General features: G+C 64.1%; 19 protein-coding genes and 1 tRNA gene. 7 read left to right on the forward strand and 13 right to left on the reverse strand.

Annotated elements, in window-relative coordinates; all coding sequences use genetic code 11:
* Positions 1-144: 144 nt before the first annotated feature.
* A complete protein-coding gene (locus IVB50_RS29445; RefSeq protein WP_247298799.1) occupies positions 145-516 on the reverse strand; it encodes a hypothetical protein in 372 nt (123 codons plus the stop codon).
* Positions 517-1275: 759 nt separating this feature from the next.
* On the opposite strand from IVB50_RS29445, the gene IVB50_RS29450 reads away from it, so the two are divergent.
* Positions 1276-1368 (forward strand) — tRNA-Ser (locus tag IVB50_RS29450).
* Positions 1369-1655: 287 nt separating this feature from the next.
* Here the strand turns inward: IVB50_RS29450 and IVB50_RS29455 are convergent.
* From IVB50_RS29455 to IVB50_RS29490, 8 genes are all read right to left on the reverse strand, one after another.
* Entirely contained in the window at positions 1656-1922 is a 267-nt protein-coding gene (locus IVB50_RS29455; RefSeq protein ID WP_085351418.1) for a hypothetical protein, read from the reverse strand.
* Positions 1923-3627: 1705 nt separating this feature from the next.
* A complete protein-coding gene (gatB, locus tag IVB50_RS29460) occupies positions 3628-5112 on the reverse strand; it encodes an Asp-tRNA(Asn)/Glu-tRNA(Gln) amidotransferase subunit GatB (protein WP_204511383.1) in 1485 nt (494 codons plus the stop codon).
* A complete protein-coding gene (locus IVB50_RS29465; protein WP_085383246.1) occupies positions 5109-5411 on the reverse strand; it encodes a hypothetical protein in 303 nt (100 codons plus the stop codon). The genes gatB and IVB50_RS29465 overlap by 4 nt, the downstream gene beginning before the upstream one ends.
* Positions 5402-6877, reverse strand: coding sequence for an Asp-tRNA(Asn)/Glu-tRNA(Gln) amidotransferase subunit GatA (gatA, locus tag IVB50_RS29470; protein WP_085351415.1), 1476 nt, complete (start codon positions 6875-6877; stop codon positions 5402-5404). The genes IVB50_RS29465 and gatA overlap by 10 nt, the downstream gene beginning before the upstream one ends.
* A complete protein-coding gene (locus IVB50_RS29475; protein WP_007611210.1) occupies positions 6874-7086 on the reverse strand; it encodes a hypothetical protein in 213 nt (70 codons plus the stop codon). Before IVB50_RS29475 ends, gatA begins: the two co-directional genes overlap by 4 nt.
* Before the next feature lie 18 nt (positions 7087-7104).
* Positions 7105-7392 carry an Asp-tRNA(Asn)/Glu-tRNA(Gln) amidotransferase subunit GatC gene (gene gatC / locus IVB50_RS29480; RefSeq protein WP_247298801.1) on the reverse strand — a complete coding sequence of 96 codons (288 nt, stop codon included), beginning with the start codon at positions 7390-7392 and terminating at the stop codon, positions 7105-7107.
* 179 nt (positions 7393-7571) lie between these two features.
* Complete coding sequence (locus tag IVB50_RS29485; RefSeq protein WP_247298803.1) at positions 7572-8648, reverse strand: nitronate monooxygenase family protein; 1077 nt, start codon at positions 8646-8648, stop codon at positions 7572-7574.
* Between the two features lie 17 nt (positions 8649-8665).
* Positions 8666-9640, reverse strand: a complete 975-nt coding sequence (locus tag IVB50_RS29490; protein ID WP_018458314.1) for a nitronate monooxygenase — start codon at positions 9638-9640, stop codon at positions 8666-8668.
* 95 nt (positions 9641-9735) lie between these two features.
* Between IVB50_RS29490 and IVB50_RS29495 the strand changes: the two genes are divergently transcribed.
* On the forward strand, positions 9736-10626 hold the full coding sequence (locus IVB50_RS29495) for a LysR family transcriptional regulator (protein ID WP_247298807.1): 891 nt from the start codon (positions 9736-9738) through the stop codon (positions 10624-10626).
* Here the strand turns inward: IVB50_RS29495 and IVB50_RS29500 are convergent.
* Entirely contained in the window at positions 10613-10828 is a 216-nt protein-coding gene (locus tag IVB50_RS29500; RefSeq protein WP_018458316.1) for a hypothetical protein, read from the reverse strand. The two genes, IVB50_RS29495 and IVB50_RS29500, sit on opposite strands and share 14 nt — an antisense overlap.
* A gap of 46 nt (positions 10829-10874) precedes the next feature.
* Between IVB50_RS29500 and ruvX the strand changes: the two genes are divergently transcribed.
* Together ruvX and IVB50_RS29510 are read left to right on the forward strand one after the other, a co-directional pair.
* Complete coding sequence (gene ruvX / locus IVB50_RS29505; RefSeq protein WP_007603328.1) at positions 10875-11366, forward strand: Holliday junction resolvase RuvX; 492 nt, start codon at positions 10875-10877, stop codon at positions 11364-11366.
* A gap of 3 nt (positions 11367-11369) precedes the next feature.
* Positions 11370-12293, forward strand: a complete 924-nt coding sequence (locus tag IVB50_RS29510; RefSeq protein ID WP_247298809.1) for an AEC family transporter — start codon at positions 11370-11372, stop codon at positions 12291-12293.
* On the opposite strand, the gene IVB50_RS29515 is transcribed toward IVB50_RS29510, so the two are convergent.
* The 3 genes from IVB50_RS29515 to IVB50_RS29525 are packed head-to-tail and all read right to left on the reverse strand — an operon-like array spanning position 12290 to position 15512.
* Positions 12290-13054, reverse strand: a complete 765-nt coding sequence (locus IVB50_RS29515) for a CPBP family intramembrane glutamic endopeptidase (protein ID WP_247298829.1) — start codon at positions 13052-13054, stop codon at positions 12290-12292. The two genes, IVB50_RS29510 and IVB50_RS29515, sit on opposite strands and share 4 nt — an antisense overlap.
* Positions 13055-13077: 23 nt before the next feature.
* Entirely contained in the window at positions 13078-14721 is a 1644-nt protein-coding gene (locus IVB50_RS29520) for an acyl-CoA dehydrogenase family protein (protein ID WP_247298811.1), read from the reverse strand.
* Between the two features lie 20 nt (positions 14722-14741).
* The gene (locus tag IVB50_RS29525) at positions 14742-15512 is read right to left on the reverse strand and encodes a M15 family metallopeptidase (protein ID WP_247298822.1); all 771 of its coding nucleotides are present in this window, start codon (positions 15510-15512) and stop codon (positions 14742-14744) included.
* Positions 15513-15738: 226 nt separating this feature from the next.
* On the opposite strand from IVB50_RS29525, the gene IVB50_RS29530 reads away from it, so the two are divergent.
* The 3 genes from IVB50_RS29530 to plsY are packed head-to-tail and all read left to right on the forward strand — an operon-like array spanning position 15739 to position 18622.
* Positions 15739-16686 carry an aspartate carbamoyltransferase catalytic subunit gene (locus tag IVB50_RS29530; protein ID WP_007603315.1) on the forward strand — a complete coding sequence of 316 codons (948 nt, stop codon included), beginning with the start codon at positions 15739-15741 and terminating at the stop codon, positions 16684-16686.
* A complete protein-coding gene (locus IVB50_RS29535; RefSeq protein ID WP_247298825.1) occupies positions 16686-17993 on the forward strand; it encodes a dihydroorotase in 1308 nt (435 codons plus the stop codon). The genes IVB50_RS29530 and IVB50_RS29535 overlap by 1 nt, the downstream gene beginning before the upstream one ends.
* A 32-nt stretch (positions 17994-18025) precedes the next feature.
* On the forward strand, positions 18026-18622 hold the full coding sequence (gene plsY, locus IVB50_RS29540) for a glycerol-3-phosphate 1-O-acyltransferase PlsY (RefSeq protein ID WP_085357430.1): 597 nt from the start codon (positions 18026-18028) through the stop codon (positions 18620-18622).
* The last annotated feature ends 99 nt before the right edge of the window (positions 18623-18721 follow it).

Below are 18721 nucleotides of genomic sequence, written 5' to 3' on the forward strand. Positions count from 1 at the left end.
TGGGTGAAGACACCCTAAGGTTGGTTCCCTTGTCCCTTAAAATCACCGCTTAGTCGCTTCGCGCCTTCGGACACACCCGCTGAACGCGAGGGACTTAAGCGAACCACCTAAGACGGGACGACCTCGGGATGCCCCCTCCGTCGCTCAGTCACAATTACCGAACCCCATTGCACACACAACAACAGAACGCTTCAGAACCGGCCGATCGAGCGTGTTTTCCAGCGGGTGTTGCACAAATAACACAAAGATGTGATCAGGGCGACTTTGTAACACTTTGAATCTGCTTCGACAGGCTTCATCTGCCATCAAAAGTTCCGGCACCAGCCCCTCACATCCGTGGAGACGCCTCGCTGTGGGTCTGGGGCGCCCGAATCGTGGAATCAACCAGGGACTCGCCGTGCGCCAGCCCTTCGGGAACTGGCTGGCCTGACCATCAAGCGGCTGCAAGATCGACAAAATATCGATCTGCGCATCGTCGATCGCTTGCAGGACTTCACCGTCGAGCTTGTCTCGCAATCGACAAAGCGATGAAATGACTCTTCGAGCCGCTTGCGGAGATCGCTGTTGTCGTCAGGACCGATTGAAAACGCGTACGTCTCGAAGCGGTCGGGATATTGCCTATCGATATCTCGCAGTGAGCTACCCAGCTGGATGCTCTACGTCCTGACTATTGTAAGATGAGATCCGTAGCGGCGGAGTCCTGACAGTTGAAGAATGAAACAGCGTGCCAGATCATCCCTGCTTTGATTTCCAAAGCCGTTTCCACGGAAAGAGAAATCGCCAGACAAGGCCCTCCCTGATTGCGGCGACGCTTGGCGCGACGGGGCAGATCCTCGGCCGGCGAGCGAATGATCCCACTAATAGTGAGAGCGCCCTTCCCGCAGCCCTGACACGGGGCCCCGTCGGCCGATCTGAGGGCAATCACCGCTCATAGTTTGTGGCGAATCGCGGAAAGAGACAATCAAATCAATCGCTTGCAAATGAATCACTTGATAGAGGCGGTCGGCGACGAAGGCAGTCGTCCCACACGCGGGCCATCCGATCCAATTTGAAAGCAAAATCAATCGTTTATATGGATGAAGGGAGCCTTTATGCGCGCCAGAACCACTCTTAATACAAGCGCCAGAACCTCCAGCTTGGCGTCCGTTATCGCGGCGTTACGTTCTCGGGCCGAGAGCAAACCGCCTGGTTTCGGAATTCGCTGGGAATATTCGAGCAAAAACACACGCTTCCAAATTGACCAGCCCAAGTAATTAGATGCATAAGGCTCGCACCGGAGAGGTGGCCGAGTGGCTGAAGGCAACGCTTTGCTAAAGCGTCATACGGTCTCAAGCTGTATCGAGGGTTCGAATCCCTCCCTCTCCGCCACTCCGCAGCTTGTCCGGCCCGAAGACATGGGTAACGGAACGTACCTAAGACATGGGTGACAGCCTCGTGCCGAACGGGTTGTCGAGAGGTTGCAGGGTTTTCTGCTCCGGGTCGAAGTATCCCAGATCATAGTGCAAGGGCGCGATCTGAATCCGCCGCCTCTGATCTGCGCCCAGTCATCTCGTCGAGATCGCTCACGCCGCTCGGAATCCCGGATGGCGGACCACGAGGGAACCCGATTAGCGAAAATCAGGTTCGCCTGCGACCGCCGGGACGTGATTCACCGCTCAGTGGGCGGAGACCCAGGCCCTCGCCTCGCGCTGGGCGGCCGAGATGTCGGCGTCCGACATCTGCCCGGCGACCTCCTGGCGCAGCGTCACGGCGTCCTTGCGGCCCTTGAGCGCGGCGAGGTTGAACCATTTGTGCGCGGCGACGAGATCAACGAGGCCGGCGCGTCCGCTCGCCCAATAGAGGCCGCGCTCGAACAGCACGTCCGACAGCGCGCCTGCGTCGATCGGCGTCGCGGTCTCCAGATCGAAAGTACCCTGAAACATAACGCATCCCCTTTTTTCTTATGCCGTCTCGTACCCCGAGCGCGGCTCCCGTCCGATCAACTGTTCAACTCATCCCCGAGGCTTTTTGCCCGTGCCGTTTGCCGGCTTGTTGGAGGTAATGATGGCGGGCAAATTTGAATGGCAGTTTAAGTATCGCGATGAAGCAGACGTAAACGCGCCCGCGCCAGGCGCGCACGACAAATGCAGGAAATCCCTATTTTGCAGGGACTTCTGCAATTCGTCAGATTCGGTTTACCTTGGGATTTTGGGAGAACGATAACCATTGCGCACGGTGACGCGCGTCCTGTGGTGTCCCCGCCTGCTGTCGTCACCGTATTCCAGAGACAGCAATGGTCCCACGAGAAGCTGCGGGGTACTGGATCGCCCGGTCGGAGCCGGGCGATGACACCGCGAATGGAGAAGAGGTGCGCGAACTGCCTGCAATTGCGCTGCAGCCTCCCTGCTCAAGCAGGGCGCGCATATGAAGAAGTATATGGGTGGAAGCTCGACTGCGGCCATCCTTCGAGACGCCCGCCTGCGGCGGGCCCTCAGGATGAGGGATGAGGATGCGGCAGCATCAACGTAGATGGATGCAGCCGAGCCTCATCCGGAGGGGACCGCTAAGCGGTCCTCTCGAAGGACGAGGTGCTCGCTCAGGCGCCGCTGACGTCATATGCGACAACCCTGACTGCTCAAGGGCAGAACGGCCACATCGCGGTCAGATCAACGATGTCGGGATATGGGAATGCCGGCAATACCCCGGCCTCATGAGAACGAGGGCGTCGGCGAACACGTCAGGACCAGATTCCACGTTGGCCGAAGGCCGCCTGTGAAATTGCGGAGCCCCTTACGGAGAGCCGCACCGAACGAAGAAAACTTGTTTCTTCTGGCGGACCGGGCTTAGCGAGCGAACCCGCGAAGAGAACAATCCGACCGTTGACCTGATGTCTCGCCGACACCCTCTATCGTCGACCAGAACCTTTTGAGAGGCGCTGATGACGTGCCGGCTCTCTAGGAGCCGGCAACTTCAAAAAGCGAAGTTACTTCTTCTTGGCGACCTTGCGGGTCTTCTTCGCAGTCTTCTTCACTGCGCTCTTCGCCTTCTTCGCCTTCTTTGCCTTCTTAGCTTTCTTGGCCATGTTGCCCTCCGATGTGTGAGATGGCTTAATCGCTGCATGCAGTCGGGGATCGAGTGCACACTCATCCCGAATACACCAACACAACGAAAAAAACAGCGTCTCGCTTAAAGAAGTGTTGACGGCGAAACGCGCCTGCGCTGGCGAACGCGATGCAAACGGACTGCATGAGGTGTGCTTGCGATCGCAGAGAGTGCCCGCGGCATCGACGTTTGCAGAAGATGCGATTGTAGAAAAACACTATGCAGCAAGTATTTTCTTGCACGCGTGCATCGCGCACGATCGTTGCAATGATGCATCCTGCCGATCGCCCGAGCGCCTCGCGAAGGCGCTTCGCGGACTCTGAGTCGCGACTTTTGGCAACGAAAATATTTTCATGATTAACGGCGCGAGCGCTCGTCAGAGCGCGTGCAAGTCGCCGTTTTGCGCGAATCGCGTGACGGCGATTCGGTCGGCGTGTCGCGTTCGATCGGGATGAAGTTCGTCGCAGAGGATGTGCGCGAGCGTCGCATCGCGAACCGAAAGCGAGGTGACGACGCCTGTCCGTCACCTCGTTCGAACGCGCGAGGTCAGATGCCGAGCTTGGACTTGAGCAGCTCGTTGACGCTCTGCGGGTTGGCCTTGCCGCCGGATGCCTTCATCACCTGGCCGACGAACCAGCCGAGTGACTGCGGCTTGTCCTTGACCTGCGCCGCCTTGTCGGGATTGGCCGCGATGATGTCGTCGACAACCTTTTCGATCGCCGAAAGATCCGTGACCTGCTTCATGCCGCGGCTTTCGACCAGTGCGCGGGGATCGCCGCCCTCCTGCCAGACGATCTCGAACAGATCCTTGGCGATCTTGCCGGAGATCGTACCCTCGCCGATCAGGTCGATGATCCCTGAGAGCTGTGCGGCATCGACCGGAGAGTCCGTAATATCCCGGCCTTCCTTGTTGAGACGACCGAACAGCTCGTTGATCACCCAGTTCGCGGCGACCTTGCCGTCGCGCGCGCGGTTGGCGAGTTTCTCCAACACGGTCTCGTAGAACACGGCACTCTCGCGCTCGGCGACCAGCACGCTGGCGTCGTAGGCCGACAGGCCGAGATCCGCGACGAAGCGCGTCTTCTTCTGGTCCGGCAGCTCGGGCAGCTCAGCCTTCAACTCGTCGACGAAGCTTTGCGAAAACTCCAGCGGCAGCAGGTCGGGATCGGGGAAGTAGCGATAGTCGTGCGCCTCTTCCTTGGACCGCATCGACCGCGTCTCGCCCTTGTTGGGGTCGTAGAGCCGGGTCTCCTGGTCGATCGCGCCGCCGTCCTCGAGGATTTCGATCTGGCGCCGGGCCTCGTACTCGATCGCCTGGCCGATGAAATTGATCGAGTTCATGTTCTTGATCTCGCAGCGGGTGCCCAGCGGCGCGCCGGGCTTGCGCACGGAGACGTTGACGTCGGCGCGCAAGGATCCCTTCTCCATGTCGCCGTCGCAGGTGCCGAGATAGCGCAGGATCGAGCGCAGCTTGGTCACATAGGCCTTGGCCTGCTCGGCATCGCGGATGTCGGGTTTCGACACGATCTCCATCAGCGCTACGCCGCAGCGGTTGAGATCGACATAGGACATGGTCGGCGACTGATCGTGCAGCAATTTGCCGGCGTCCTGTTCCAGATGCAGCCGCTCGATGCCGATGGTGGCGGTCTTGCCGCCGTCCAGTTCGACCACGACCTCGCCTTCGCCGACGATCGGCGACTTGTACTGGCTGATCTGGTAGCCCTGCGGCGAGTCTGGATAGAAATAGTTCTTGCGGTCGAACACCGAGCGCAGATTGATCTGCGCGTTCAGCCCGAGGCCGGTCCGGACAGCTTGTCTGACGCATTCCTCATTGATCACAGGCAGCATGCCCGGCATCGCCGCGTCAACCAGCGACACATGCGAGTTCGGCTCGCCGCCGAATGCGGTGGGGGCGCCGGAGAACAGCTTCGCGTTCGACGTCACCTGAGCGTGGACCTCCAGGCCGATGACCATCTCCCAGTCACCGGTTGAGCCCTTGAGAAGTTTGTGGGGTGCGGCAGGTGCGTTCATGGCTTGCTCCCGAGCAGCGTGGCAGCGATCCGCTCCCACTCTGCCTGTAATGAATCCGTTGCCACGGGCTGGCCGGCCTGGCGGTACCAATAGCCGGCGTTGCCGAGGTCGCCCTCGACCCGGTGCAGATAGGCGTGCACCCAAGCGGCCGCGCGGCCGCTCTCGTCCTGGACGATCTTGTGCGCCTCGTCCCAGTCGCCCTTGGCGGCCCACCATAGTGCGGCAAGTGGAGCGCTGAGGTCCGGCGGCGGCGCGGCGCCGTCGAGGCTGGCGATATACGCCGCCATCTTCACCACCATTTCGCCGGCGTGAAGCGGCCGGCGGCCTGCTCGATCACCTCGCCGAGCGAGAACAGCGTCTCCTCGTCGAAGGGACGGCCGATCAGCTGCAGGCCGAGCGGCAGGCCCTGCGCATCCTTGCCGGCGGGCACAGCGATGCCCGGCAGGCCCGCCATGTTCACGGTCACCGTGAAGATGTCGTTGAGGTACATCTCGACGGGGTCCGCGCCGCCTTTCTCGCCGATGCCGAAGGCTGCCGACGGCGTCGCCGGCGTCAGGATCGCGTCGACGCCCTTGGCAAAGCAATCCTCAAAGTCCTTCTTGATCAGCGTGCGCACCTTCTGGGCGCGCAAATAATAGGCGTCGTAATAGCCGGCCGAGAGCACGTAGGTGCCGATCATGACGCGGCGCTTCACCTCAGCGCCAAAACCTTCTGCACGGGTGTTCTCGTAGAGTTCGTTGACGTTCCGGCCCTGCTCGCGCAGGCCGAAGCGCACGCCGTCATAGCGCGCGAGGTTGGAGGACGCCTCCGCCGGCGCCACGATGTAATAGGCCGGCAACGCGTATTTGGTGTGCGGCAGTGACACTTCAACGAGCTCGGCCCCGGCCGCTTTCAGCCAGGCCGCGCCCGCTTCCCAAAGCTTTTCGATCTCGGCCGGCATGCCGTCGAGACGGTATTCCTTGGGAATGCCGATCTTCATGCCCTTCACGGACTTGCCGATCGCGGCCTCGTAGTCCGGCACGGCTATGTCGACCGAGGTCGTGTCCTTGGGATCGTGGCCAGCCATCGAGCGCAGCAGCATCGCGGCATCGCGCGTGCTGCGCGCGATCGGACCAGCCTGGTCCAGCGAGGAGGCAAAGGCGACGATGCCCCAGCGCGAGCAGCGGCCATAGGTTGGCTTGATGCCGACGGTCGCGGTGAACGCCGCCGGCTGGCGGATCGAGCCGCCGGTGTCGGTCGCGGTCGCGCCCATGCAGAGCAGAGCCGCCACGGCGGAGGCCGAGCCGCCAGACGAGCCGCCCGGCACCAGCGTCGTGTTGGAGCCATCACGCCGCCAGGGATTGCCGACCGGGCCGAAGCACGAGGTCTCGTTCGACGAGCCCATCGCGAACTCGTCATTGTTGAGCTTGCCCAGCATCACCGCACCATCGCGCCACAGCTGCGAGGTGATCGTGGACTCGTAAGTCGGCACGAAGTTGCCGAGGATTTTCGAGCACGCCGTGGTGCGCACGCCCTTGGTCGCGAACAGGTCCTTGATCCCGAGCGGAATGCCGGCGAGCGGCCCCGCGTCACCCTTGGCGATCTTCTCGTCGACGGCCTTCGCCATGTCGCGCGCGCGGTCGGGCGTCTCCATGACGAAAGCATTGAGCACGCGCGCGGCTTCGATCGCGTTCAGATGCGCGTCGGTCAGCTCGAGGGACGTGAAAGTCTTTGCCGCGAGGCCCTTGCGGGCCTCCGCGAGCGTCAGCGATGTCAAATCGGTCATTTATTAATCGGGCTGCAGAAGAACGGAGACAGGGATTTGTCGTTGGCCGGGTCGTCTTTCTTGGCGGCCGCTTTCGCAGCCGCCTCGATCTCGTCGAGCACGGCATTGACGGCGACGTTGGGGTCGGCAGCCTTGCCCTGCCGCTCCATCTTGTCGAGATAGTTCATGTAAGCCTGATAGGCCTTCTCGTCGTCGCAAAGCATGCACATCGGACCACGTCCTAAAAGTTACTCGACGACCTTCGGCACCAGAAAGAAGTGGCCTTCGATCGCGGGCGCGTTGGCAACGATATCGTCGGCGATCTCGCCGTCATTGACCACATCCCGCCGCTTCTTCATCTGCATCGGGGTGACCGAGGTCATGGGCTCCACGCCCTCGACATTGACCTCCGAGAGCTGCTCGACAAAGGCGAGCATGGCGTTGAGCTCGCCCTGCAGATGCGGAACCTCGCCCTCTGAAACCGCAATGCGCGCCAGATGCGCGATGCGGCGGACGGTAGCGGCGTCGACGGACATTATATAAGGCCTCTCACGGCAAAAACCTATGTGCCGTATAGCAGAGGCCGCTTTTGCGCCGCAACCGGCGCCAGCGCATGATCCGGAAAAGTGTGAAGGGGTTTTCCGAAAAGATCATGCGCAAACAAGATCCTAAAGCACGATGAGGCTTCGCCCGAAGCTCATCGCGCTTTAGGGACCTATCCGCCCAACGCCTTCATCCGGGCAAGCGCCGATTTGGCGAGATCCCGGGTCAGTTCAGCTGCCGGGACCTCGCGGCCCAGGGCGATCGCCTGCCCGGCCCAGAGATTGGTGAAATCCACCCTGCCCTGCTTCTCGGCCGCAGCCTTGAGCGGTCCCAGCGCCGTTGCGGCATGGGGAAATGGCGGCGCGTCCGGCGAAATAGGGCCGGCCTCGCGCATCAGGCGGTTCTGGACGCCGCGCGCCGGCCGCCCGGTCATGACATTGGTGATGACAGTGGAATCATCCCGCCCCTCAGCGAGCGCCGCGCGGGCCGCCGCACTGACCTTGGATTCCGGACAGCGCAGATAGGCGCTTCCGATCTGCACGCCGGATGCGCCGAGCGCGAACGCCGCCGCGATGCCGCGGCCATCCGCGACGCCGCCGGCCGCAATCACCGGGACCTTCACCGCGTCGACCACCTGCGGCACCAGCGCAAAGGTGCCGGGCTGTTCCGAGATCTTGTCGGTCAGGAACATGCCGCGATGGCCGCCAGCCTCCGCGCCTTGTGCGATCACCGCATCAGCGCCGTGCTGCTCGAGCCAGACCGCTTCCTTCACCGTCGTCGCCGAGGAGATGACGAGACATCCTGCCGCTTTGACCCGCTTGAGCAGCGCAGCCTCCGGCAGGCCGAAGTGGAAGCTGACGATCTCGGGCTTCAGCTCCTCCACGACCTCGCAGAAGCCGGCGTCGAACGGCGCGCGGTTCGCGGCATTGATGGGTGCGGCGGGATCGAGGCCATGCTCGCGGTAGTAGCCCGCGAGGCGCTGCTTCCAGCGCGTCTCCGCCTCGGCCGTGAGCTCGACCGGTGTGTGGCAGAAGAAGTTCATGTTGACCGGCGCGGAGACGCGCTGCCGGATGATGTTGACCTGCTCGCGAGCTTTCTCCGGCGACAGCATCGCGCTCGGCAGCGAGCCGAGGCCCCCGCCTTGCGCAACGGCGATCACCAGCTCCGCGTCCATCACGCCGGCCATCGGCGCCAGCACGATCGGGAATTCGGTCTTGAAGAGATCGATCAATCGACGGTTCGGCCACATGGTTGTTCTCTCGCAGTTTAGGCGGACACGCTGGAATTACGCCGGCCGGCTAGCAGTTGCTCGGCCTCGGTCGCGATCCGTTCGACGATTTCGGCGGCGGACGGAATATCATGGATCAGGCCGACGGCCTCGCCGGCAAAGACCGCGGCGACCTCGAAATTGCCCGCGGCCCTTGCCGCGGCATATTCGACGGTCACCTCGGCGGCGCGCTGCATCAGCTCGACCTCGCGGCCGGTCCATCGCCTGATATGATCATTGACCAGCGTTCGCGCGGTGAACGGGGCCGGCCAGAACAGGCTGCGCGACCAATCGACGATGACGCCGCGCACCGTGTCATTGGGATCAGCGTCGCGAATGCGCTGCTTGGCTTCCTCCGCGCCATTGGCCTCCACGCTCGCATAGAAGCGCGTGCCGATGAGCACGCCGGAGGCGCCCAGCATCATCATCGCGGCGAGCCCGCGACCATCGGCAATTCCGCCGGCGGCAACCACCGGCACGCGGCCGGCCGTGAGATCGACTATCGCAGGTACGATATCGACGGTTGTGCGCGATGCGCCGTGGCCGCCGGCTTCGGTACCCTGCGCGATCAGGATGTCCGCACCGGCATCGAGCGCCTGCTTCGCCATGTCCTCGCTCTGCACCTGGCAGATCAAGCGCGCCCCGCACGCCCTGATGCGCGCTGCAAATGGTGCGGGATCGCCGAATGACAGCATGATCGCTTGCGGATTGGCGTCGAGTGCGATGTCGAGAAGTCTTGGCTGTCTTGCCAGGCTCCACGTGATGAAGCCGATACCGAACGAAGCAAAGCCGCTTAGTTGCCTGGTCTCGGCCTCGAGCCGTTCCTGATCGCCGTAGCCACCACCCAGGATCCCGAAGCCGCCGGCCTCGCTGACAGCCCGTGTCAGCCGGCTGCCGGCGATCGTGTCCATTGGAGCCAGCAGGATCGGATGTTTGATCCCCAGGAGCTGGGTCAGCGGCGTGGTGATCGGCATGGCTCCTCCGCTCTCGACACAAACATTAGTTCAGAATACCATTCTCTAAAATTGAATTCTAACGAACGCTACCATCTCAAAAGCGAAACGATGTTATGGAACTCAGCGACATCCAGACCTTCGCCGCCGTCGCCCGGACCGGAGGCATCACCCGCGCGGCCGAAGAGCTCAACACGGTGCAGTCGAACGTCACCCAGCGCGTGAAGGCACTGGAAGCCGAGATCGGCACGCCGCTGTTCGAACGCCATAGCCGCGGCATGACCCTGACCGGCGCGGGCAAGCGCCTTTTGCCTTACGCGCAACGGATGTCCGCACTAGCGCGCGAGGCCGTGCTCGCGGCGTGCGACGACGGCGAGCCCAAGGGACCGCTCGCGATCGGCTCGATGGAAACGACCGCAGCGGTGCGGCTGCCGCCGCTGTTGGCCGCTTATCATCGCCGCTTTCCCGCCGTCCGGCTGAGCCTGCGCACCGCGCCCACCGCCGACCTCGTCGCCTGCGTGCTCGAAGGCACGCTCGACGGCGCCTTCGTCGCAGGTCCGATCGTGCATTCCGATCTTACCGCGACAAGCGCGTTCCGCGAAGAGCTGGTGCTGGCCAGTGCGCGGCGCTGGGCCACGCTCGCCGAGCTGCGCGCCGGCACGCCGGACTCGGGCCCGACCGCACTGACGTTCCGCACGGGCTGCACCTACCGGCAGCGGCTGGAACAAATCTTTGTCGAGTTCGGCTGGCCGTCAGCCGCACGCTTCGAACTCGGCACGCTCGACGGCATGATCGGCTGTGTCGCCGCCGACATGGGCGTGACACTGCTGCCGCGCGCCGTGGTCGAACGCAGTGCGATCAACGGCAGCGTCTCGATCCACGCGCTGAGCCATTCGCACGCGCAGGTCGAGACGCTCTTCATCCAGCGTCGTGCCGGACATCAAACCAGTGCACTGAACGGGTTTGCCGCCTGCCTGAAGCAAGACGACGACGTCATCGCGGCCTGAGATGCCAGCGCCGCAGCGCCACGACGGCCCAGATAGCCTCGACCACGCCAAACGGCCAGGCCCCTTGCAGGAAGCCGTAAGCCGAACCGAGCACGCAGGCCATTGCGAACATCAGCACGAACCAGTGGCTGCGGTCTTCCAGGACGTAAGCGACCAGCATCGCTGTCACGGCGAACAAGCCGAATAATGTCAGCGCATCCATGTTCCGGGTTCACTCCGTAGCGCGACGCGTGATATGCGCTAACACTATGCCGGCTCTTATCCTGCCTCTCGTCGATGCTGCAACCCACTGGCCCGAACGCGGCGGGTTGGTCGGCCTTGATCTCGGCACCAAGACAATTGGCGTTGCCGTCTCCAATCCAGACCGCCGGTTAGCTACCGGCGTCGAAACGATCCAGCGCAAGGCGTTCAAGCAGGATGCCGCCCGGCTGCTCGCGATCGCCAGTGAACGCAAGGCCGTCGGCTTCGTGCTCGGCCTGCCCATCAACATGGACGGCAGCGAGGGCCCGCGCGCGCAATCGACCCGGGCGTTTGCCCGCAACCTCGCCGGCCTGACCGCGCTGCCCATCGGCCTTTGGGACGAGCGTCTGTCGACCGCCGCGGTCGAGCGCGAACTGATCGGCATGGACGTCAGCCGCGCCAAGCGCGCCGAAGTGATCGACGAGCACGCCGCGATCTTCATCCTGCAAGGCGCGCTCGACCGCCTCGCCAATCTGCGCGCAGCCCCGGGGCCTGACTGATCCATGGCCGTCGTGATCGCGGCGCTCCTCCCCGTCTTTATCCTGATCGTGCTCGGCGTGGTGCTGAAGCGCACCCTGATGCGGCTCGACACGCAATGGAACGGGCTGGAGCGGCTGACCTATTTCGTGCTGTTTCCGATGCTGCTGATCCAGACGCTGGTGAAGGCCGACCTGTCCAAGGTGCCGGTGGCCGGCGTCGGCGGCGCGTTGCTGCTGTCGGCGCTCGCGATGTCGCTGCTCTGCCTCGCGCTCCGCCCGGCCCTCTCGCGGCTCGATATCGACGGCCCCGCCTTCACCTCGATCTTTCAGGGCGCGATCCGCTGGCAGACCTATGTGGCGCTGTCTGTCTCCGCCAATATGTTCGGCGAGGTCGGGCTGGCGCTCGCCTCCGTCGCGATGGTGGCGATCATCCCGCTGGTCAACGTCCTCAGCGTCGCGGTGCTCGCCCACTACGCAGCGCCGAAGAAGCCATCCGCGCGCACCGTTGTCATGACGGTTGTCCGCAATCCCCTGATCTGGGCCTGCGTGATCGGGCTCGTCGTCAACGTCATCCACCTGCCGTTGCCGAAGATCTGGCATGAGGTGGCGGACGCACTCGGCCGCTCCTCGCTCGCCATCGGCCTGCTCGTCACCGGCGCCGGACAGCATCTTGAAGGCCTGCTCCGCCCCAGCGTGGGCGCCGCCATCGGCGTGGTGTTCAAGCTGGTACTGATGCCCGCGGTCGCGCTGGTGCTCGCCGTCTGGTTCGGACTGTCCGGCGACAGCCTCGCGATCGTCGCGATCTGCGCCGCGGTGCCGACCTCGACCAGCGCCTATGTGCTGGCCCGCCAGATGGGCGGCGATGCACCGCTGCTGGCGCAGATCATCACGCTGCAGACGATTTTGGCGGCGATCACCATGCCGATCGCGATCGCGCTGGTGACCTAACTCCCCAGCCACATCGTCAGCACCACTGCCGTCAGATTGTTCAGCGCGTGCAGCACGATCGTGAGCCAAAGCGAGCTGCTGCGGTAGCGCATGTATCCGAACCACAGGCCGATGGAGAAGACCTCGGCGAGGAAGTACAGGTCGTATTGCAGATGCACGACCGTCCACACCAGCGACGACAGGATGATGGCGCCGGGCACGCGCAGAAAGCTCGCCGACCAGCCGCGAAACAGAAAGCCGCGGGCGAGGACCTCTTCGGACATCGGCGCTGCCACGCTGAAGGCGAACAGCAGCATCAATGCCGCGCCCTTGTCGCGGCCGGATTTCAACAGGTCGGTCATGAAGCCAGGCGTCGCCTCGCGGCCCAGACTCCGCGACATCGTCTCCCAGGCGACCACGATCAGGATCAGCCCGACGGCGCCGAACAGGAGTTGCTTCCAGGACGGCCAATAGAACGCGAGATAGTCGACGAAGGAGGCTTTCTTGATGCGGATGGCCAGCCACACCGCGGCCATCGTCGCCGGCAGGCCCATCGTGACCGAAAACGCGAGCGACGCCGGCTCGCGACCGATGTGCTGCATCGATGGGAGGTCGATTGGGTCGCGGGCGACCCAGACCAGATAGACGATGGCCCCGATCTGCCCGACGAACATGGCTGCGAAGATAGCGATGCCCCACAGCGCCGTGCCCCAGAACTTCCAGACTCGCGGCGGCGCCGGCGTCTCGGTGAGCGGCGGCAGATCGGGATTGAGGGAGTCCATCAGGAGGCTTTCGTTTGGCAGGCTCACGGCAGCGCCCGCTCCAGCAGCGTGCACACGTCGCCGCTCTCGAGCTCGACCGCGCCGTACATGCTGGCGTGGTTCGTGGCGAGGCGCGTGGCGGCGAACAGTTCTGCTTGACGCGGTGACACGCCGTTGAGCGCGGCGGCGGCCGCAAGCAGCGCCAGCTTCTCGACCGCAAGGCGCGCGACGCGCTCGCCATCGGCGCGCCGGAAAGCCTTGCCGATGAACGAGACGGCATCTTCTGCCCCCGGCAGACCTTTGGTCTCGGCAGCAAGCGCTTGCAGCACCGCCATCGCCGCCTCCGGCTCGCGCGAGAGCGCGCGCAGCACGTCGAGGCACATGACGTTGCCCGAGCCTTCCCAGATCGCGTTGACCGGCGCCTCCCGGTAGTGCCTCGCCAGAATGCCGTCCTCGACGTAGCCGTTGCCGCCGAGGCATTCCATGGCTTCGTAGAGAAACGGCGGCGCGCTCTTGCAGGTCCAGTATTTGATCGCAGGCGTCAGCAGCCGCATGTAGGCGGCCTCCACCGGATCGCGCGGCGTCCGATCGAAGGCGCGGCAGAGCCGCATCACCACAGCCGTGCTCGCCTCCACATGCAGCGCCATGTCCGAGAGTACCGCCTGCATCAGCGGCTGATCGGCGAGATGTTTCTGGAACACGCTGCGGTGCCGGGTGTGATGCAGCGCGTGGGCGAGCCCCGAGCGCATCAGGCCGACCGAGGCGATCGCGCAATCCTGCCGCGTGAGTTGAACCATCTGGATGATGGTACGGATGCCCTTGCCCTCGTGGCCGATGGCTTCCGCATAGGCACCGACGAACTCAACCTCGGACGACGCATTGGAGCGGTTGCCGAGCTTGTCCTTCAGCCGCTGGAACTGGATCGCGTTCACCGAACCATCCGGCGCGAAGCGCGGCATGAAGAAACAGGTCAGTCCCTGGTCCGCCTGGGCCAGCACCAGGAAGGCGTCGCACATCGGCGCCGACATGAACCATTTGTGGCCGGTGATGCGGTAGGCGCCTCCCTCGCGCACCGCGCGCGTCATGTTGGCGCGCACGTCGGTACCGCCCTGCTTCTCGGTCATGCCCATGCCGAGCGTCATACCGCGCTTCTCCCACCACGGCGCAAAGCTGGGATCGTAGCTTTTCGTCGACAGCACCGGCATGACCTTGGCGCGCAGATCAGGCTGCATCGCCAGCGCCGCAACGGAGGCGCGCGTCATCGTGATCGGGCAGAGATGGCCGGTCTCGACCTGCGAGGCCATGTAGAATTTTGCCGCGCGGATGACCTCTGCGGCATCGCCCGCGGGTCTTCCATCCGCGGTCCAAGTCGAATTGTGCACGCCGGCACGGGCGCTGTGGGCCATCAGTTCATGATAGGCCGGATGAAACTCGACCTGGTCGCGCCGATTGCCCTTGGCATCGAAGGTGCGCAGCTTCGGCGTGTTCTCGTTCGCGACGCGCCCCCGATCGGCCATCGCAGCCGAGCCCCAATGCTTGCCGAACTCCGAGAGCTCCGGTTCCGCCGCCGCAGCGCCATTGGCCCTGACCGCCGCGACCAGCGGCTGGTCCGCGGCGAACAGATCGACGTCCTCGAACGGCGGCGACTGGTTGAAGACCTCGTGGGTCGCGAAGCTGGGCTGGGTCATCTCGTGTCCTCGGCGCGGAATCAGTTCCGCCGCGGCTGGATCGGGAAATCATACGGCGCCCCGCCCGCCCCCGGCAGTGAAAAGTGCCACCACTCCTTCGCATAGTTCACAAAGCCTTGCCTTGCCATCGCAGCCACGAGCCGCTTGCGCCAGGCGCGCTGATCCGGACTGATCGTCGGTGCGGCGGTATGCCCTTTCACGTCGGTGCAGTCATAGCCGGTGCCCATGTCGACGCTGCCCTCCGGCAATCGCGCCTCGACCGGCGCCGTGCAATCAGCGTAGGACTTTGACGGGTCGTATTTGCCTGAATTGTCCGCCTTGAGATCGACCAGCGTGAGATCGAGCGCCGCGCCCGTCGAATGCTGCGAGCGGCTAGCGATATAGCCCAGGCGAAACAGCTCGGTCTTGGGAATTTTGGGATTGTAGCGCCGCTCGGCGGCCGTCTCGTGGCCGTTCTGCGACCACCTGACCATGTCGAGCGAGGCCCGCGCCGGCCGGTAGCAGTCGAACATTTTCAGCGAGAGATTTTGCGCCGCCAGTTCCTGCTGGACCACCTTCAGCCACAGCCCAACCTCCCGCTTCACCACGCACTCGCCGGCCCCGTAGCCGGCGAGCGGACGGCCGACGAAATTGTTCGAGGTGGCGTAGCGGATGTCCTGGATGATGCTGGGCTCGATGTCGTGCAGATAGACGAAACCGCCGGGAAGCGATTGGGCGTGGGCCGCGGAAACAAAAGCCGCGACCAAGAGCGCTATTAGAGTTGTTTTCAGCGGAAATCTCCCCTTCGTCATCGCCGGGCTTGTCCCGGCCATCCACGCCTTTTCTGCGACAGCACCTTAAGAACGTGGATGCCCGGGACGTCTAGCGCGAAGACGCGCTTCGCGCTTCTGCCCGGGCATGACGGAGAAGACGGGGACAGCTCACGCCAGCGATAAGACCGACAGATCGGGGGATAACTCCCCGCCCCGGCATTGGCCCTTGCCCCCCCGGCCATCCCCGCCTATAGCTCTCGCTTTAATGACATCGAAATCGACCTTCGTCCTCGGCCACCGGCATTTGCTGGGCATCGAGGGCCTTTCCGCGGCCGACATCACCGGCCTCCTCGACCTGTCCGAAGAATATGTCGAGCTCAACCGCCAGGTTGACAAGAAGCGCACCGTCCTGCGTGGACGGACGCAGGTAAACCTCTTCTTCGAGGCGTCCACCCGGACCCAATCCTCGTTCGAGCTCGCCGGCAAGCGGCTGGGCGCCGACGTCATGAACATGTCGGTGTCCTCCTCGTCCATCAAAAAGGGCGAGACGCTGGTCGACACCGCCATGACGCTCAACGCCATGCACCCGGATATCTTGGTGGTGCGCCATCACGCCTCCGGCGCGGTGGAACTGCTGGCCCGCAAGGTCGACGGTTCCGTGATCAATGCCGGGGACGGCGCGCATGAGCATCCGACACAGGCGCTGCTCGACGCGCTGACCATCCGCCGCAACAAGGGCCGCCTCGAGGGCCTCGTCGTCGCGATCTGCGGCGACGTGCTGCATTCGCGCGTGGCCCGCTCCAACATCATCCTGCTCAACGCGATGGGCGCCCGCGTCCGCGTCGTCGGCCCCTCCACGCTGCTGCCGCCCGGCATCGAGCGGATGGGCGTCGAGGTCGCGCGCGACATGCGCGAGGGACTCAACGGCGCCGACATCGTCATGATGTTGCGGCTCCAGCGCGAGCGCATGAACGGCTCCTTCGTGCCGTCGACTTCCGAGTATTTCCACTATTTCGGGCTGGACCAGAAGAAGCTCGCCTACGCCAAGCCAGACGCCCTTGTCATGCATCCCGGCCCCATGAACCGCGGCGTCGAGATCGACACCGCGGTCGCGGACGGCGCGCAGTCCCTGATCCGCGAACAGGTGGAGATGGGGGTGGCCGTGCGCATGGCGGTGCTGGAAGCGCTCGCCCGCAACCTGCCGAACGCGTGATGCTCATGTTGACCGACCGCCGACCCATCCTGCTTGCCAATGCCCGCGTCGTCGACCCCAGCAGGGATTTCGATGGCCCCGGCGATGTCCTGATCGCCGACGGCATCATCCGGGAGACCCGCCGCGGCATTGGCGCTGCCGGCGTCCCCGAGGGCACCGACGTCATCAACTGCGCCGGCAAGATCGTCGCCCCCGGCCTGATCGACATGCGCGCCTTCGTCGGCGAGCCGGGCTTCAGCCATCGCGAGACGTTTGCGTCCGCGAGCCAGGCGGCTGCGACCGGCGGCATCACCACCATCATCTGCCAGCCCGATACCCTGCCGGTGATCGACAACTCGGCGACCGTCGACTTCGTGATGCGTCGCGCCCGTGACACCGCGATCGTCAACATCCAGCCGATGGCGGCGCTGACCAAGGGAATGCACGGCGAGGAGATGACCGAGTTCGGCCTCCTCAAGGCGGCTGGCGCGATCGCCTTCAGCGACTGCGACAAGAGCGTGAGCAATGCGCAGGTGATGCGCCGCGCCTTGACCTACGCGCGCGATTTCGACGCGCTGATCGTGCACTACACCGAGGATCGCGATCTCGTCGGCGAAGGCGTGATGAACGAGGGCGAGTTCGCCTCGCGGCTCGGCCTGATGGGCATCCCGAACGCGGCAGAGGCCGTGATGCTGGAGCGCGACATGCGCCTGGTCGCGCTCACTGGCGGCCGCTATCACGCGGCCTCGCTGACCTGCATCGAGTCGCTCGACGTGCTCAAGCGCGCCCGCGACGCCGGCCTAGCCGTGACCGCCTCGGCCTCGATCAACCACCTTGCGCTGAACGAGAACGACATCGGCCCTTACCGTTCGTTCCTGAAGCTGTCGCCGCCGCTGCGCACCGAGGACGACCGCCGCGCGCTGGTCGCCGCCGTCGCCTCCGGCCTCGTCGACGTCATCATGTCCGATCACAATCCGCAGGACGTCGAGGTCAAGCGCCTGCCTTTCGCAGAAGCAGCCCCCGGCGCCATCGGGCTGGAGACCATGCTCCCGGCGGGCCTGCGCCTCGTGCACAATGACGAATTGGACCTCAAGACGCTGATCCGGGCGATGTCGACCCGGCCGGCCGAGATTTTGGGATTGCCTGGCGGAACCCTGCGCACGGGCAGCCCCGCCGACGTCATCGTGATCGACCCCGATGTGCCCTGGGTGGTCGATCCCGCCGACCTCAAATCGCCCTGCAAGAACACCCCGTTCGACGAGGCCCGCTTTACAGGCCGCGTGGTGCGCACCATTGTCGGCGGACGGACAGTGTACGAGCATGTCTGACGTGCGGAGCTGCAGCCAGGGAATTTGCAGACATGGCGCTTGAATTGTTTCTGCCGGTCGCTTTCGTCATCGGCTACCTGCTCGGCTCGATTCCGTTCGGACTGATCCTGACCAGGCTCGCCGGCACGCAGGATATTCGCTCGATCGGCTCGGGCAGTATCGGCGCCACCAATGTGCTGCGCACCGGACGGAAGAGTCTGGCCGCGGCGACCCTGCTGCTCGACGCGCTCAAGGGCACCGTGGCGGTGGTGATCGCCGGCTACATCGCGGGTCCCAACGCCGCGATGCTGGCCGGACTCGGCGCTTTCCTCGGTCATCTCTTCCCGGTCTGGCTCAAGTTCCGCGGCGGCAAGGGCGTCGCGGTCTATATCGGCATTCTGCTCGGGCTGTTCTGGCCGGCCGCGCTGGTGTTTTGCCTTTTATGGCTCGCGACCGCCTTCACCACCCGCTTTTCCTCGCTCTCGGCGCTGGTGGCGTCCTTCATCACGCCGCTGTTCCTGTGGTGGTTCGGCCATCTCGCACTTGCGGCGATGGCCGCGGTGCTGACGCTGCTGTTGTTCTACGCCCATCGCGAGAACATCAAGCGGCTGCAATCCGGCAAGGAAAGCCGGATCGGCGAGAAGGCCTAACATTACAGTTGCTTTTTTGATTTGAAGTGGGCGCGTTGAGCGGCAGCCTGGTGAGCTCTGCGCCAGAAGGACCATGCGATGATGTGTGCGGGTTGAATC

The organism is Bradyrhizobium sp. 87, assembly GCF_023073015.1.
GTDB lineage: Bacteria > Pseudomonadota > Alphaproteobacteria > Rhizobiales > Xanthobacteraceae > Bradyrhizobium > Bradyrhizobium canariense_D.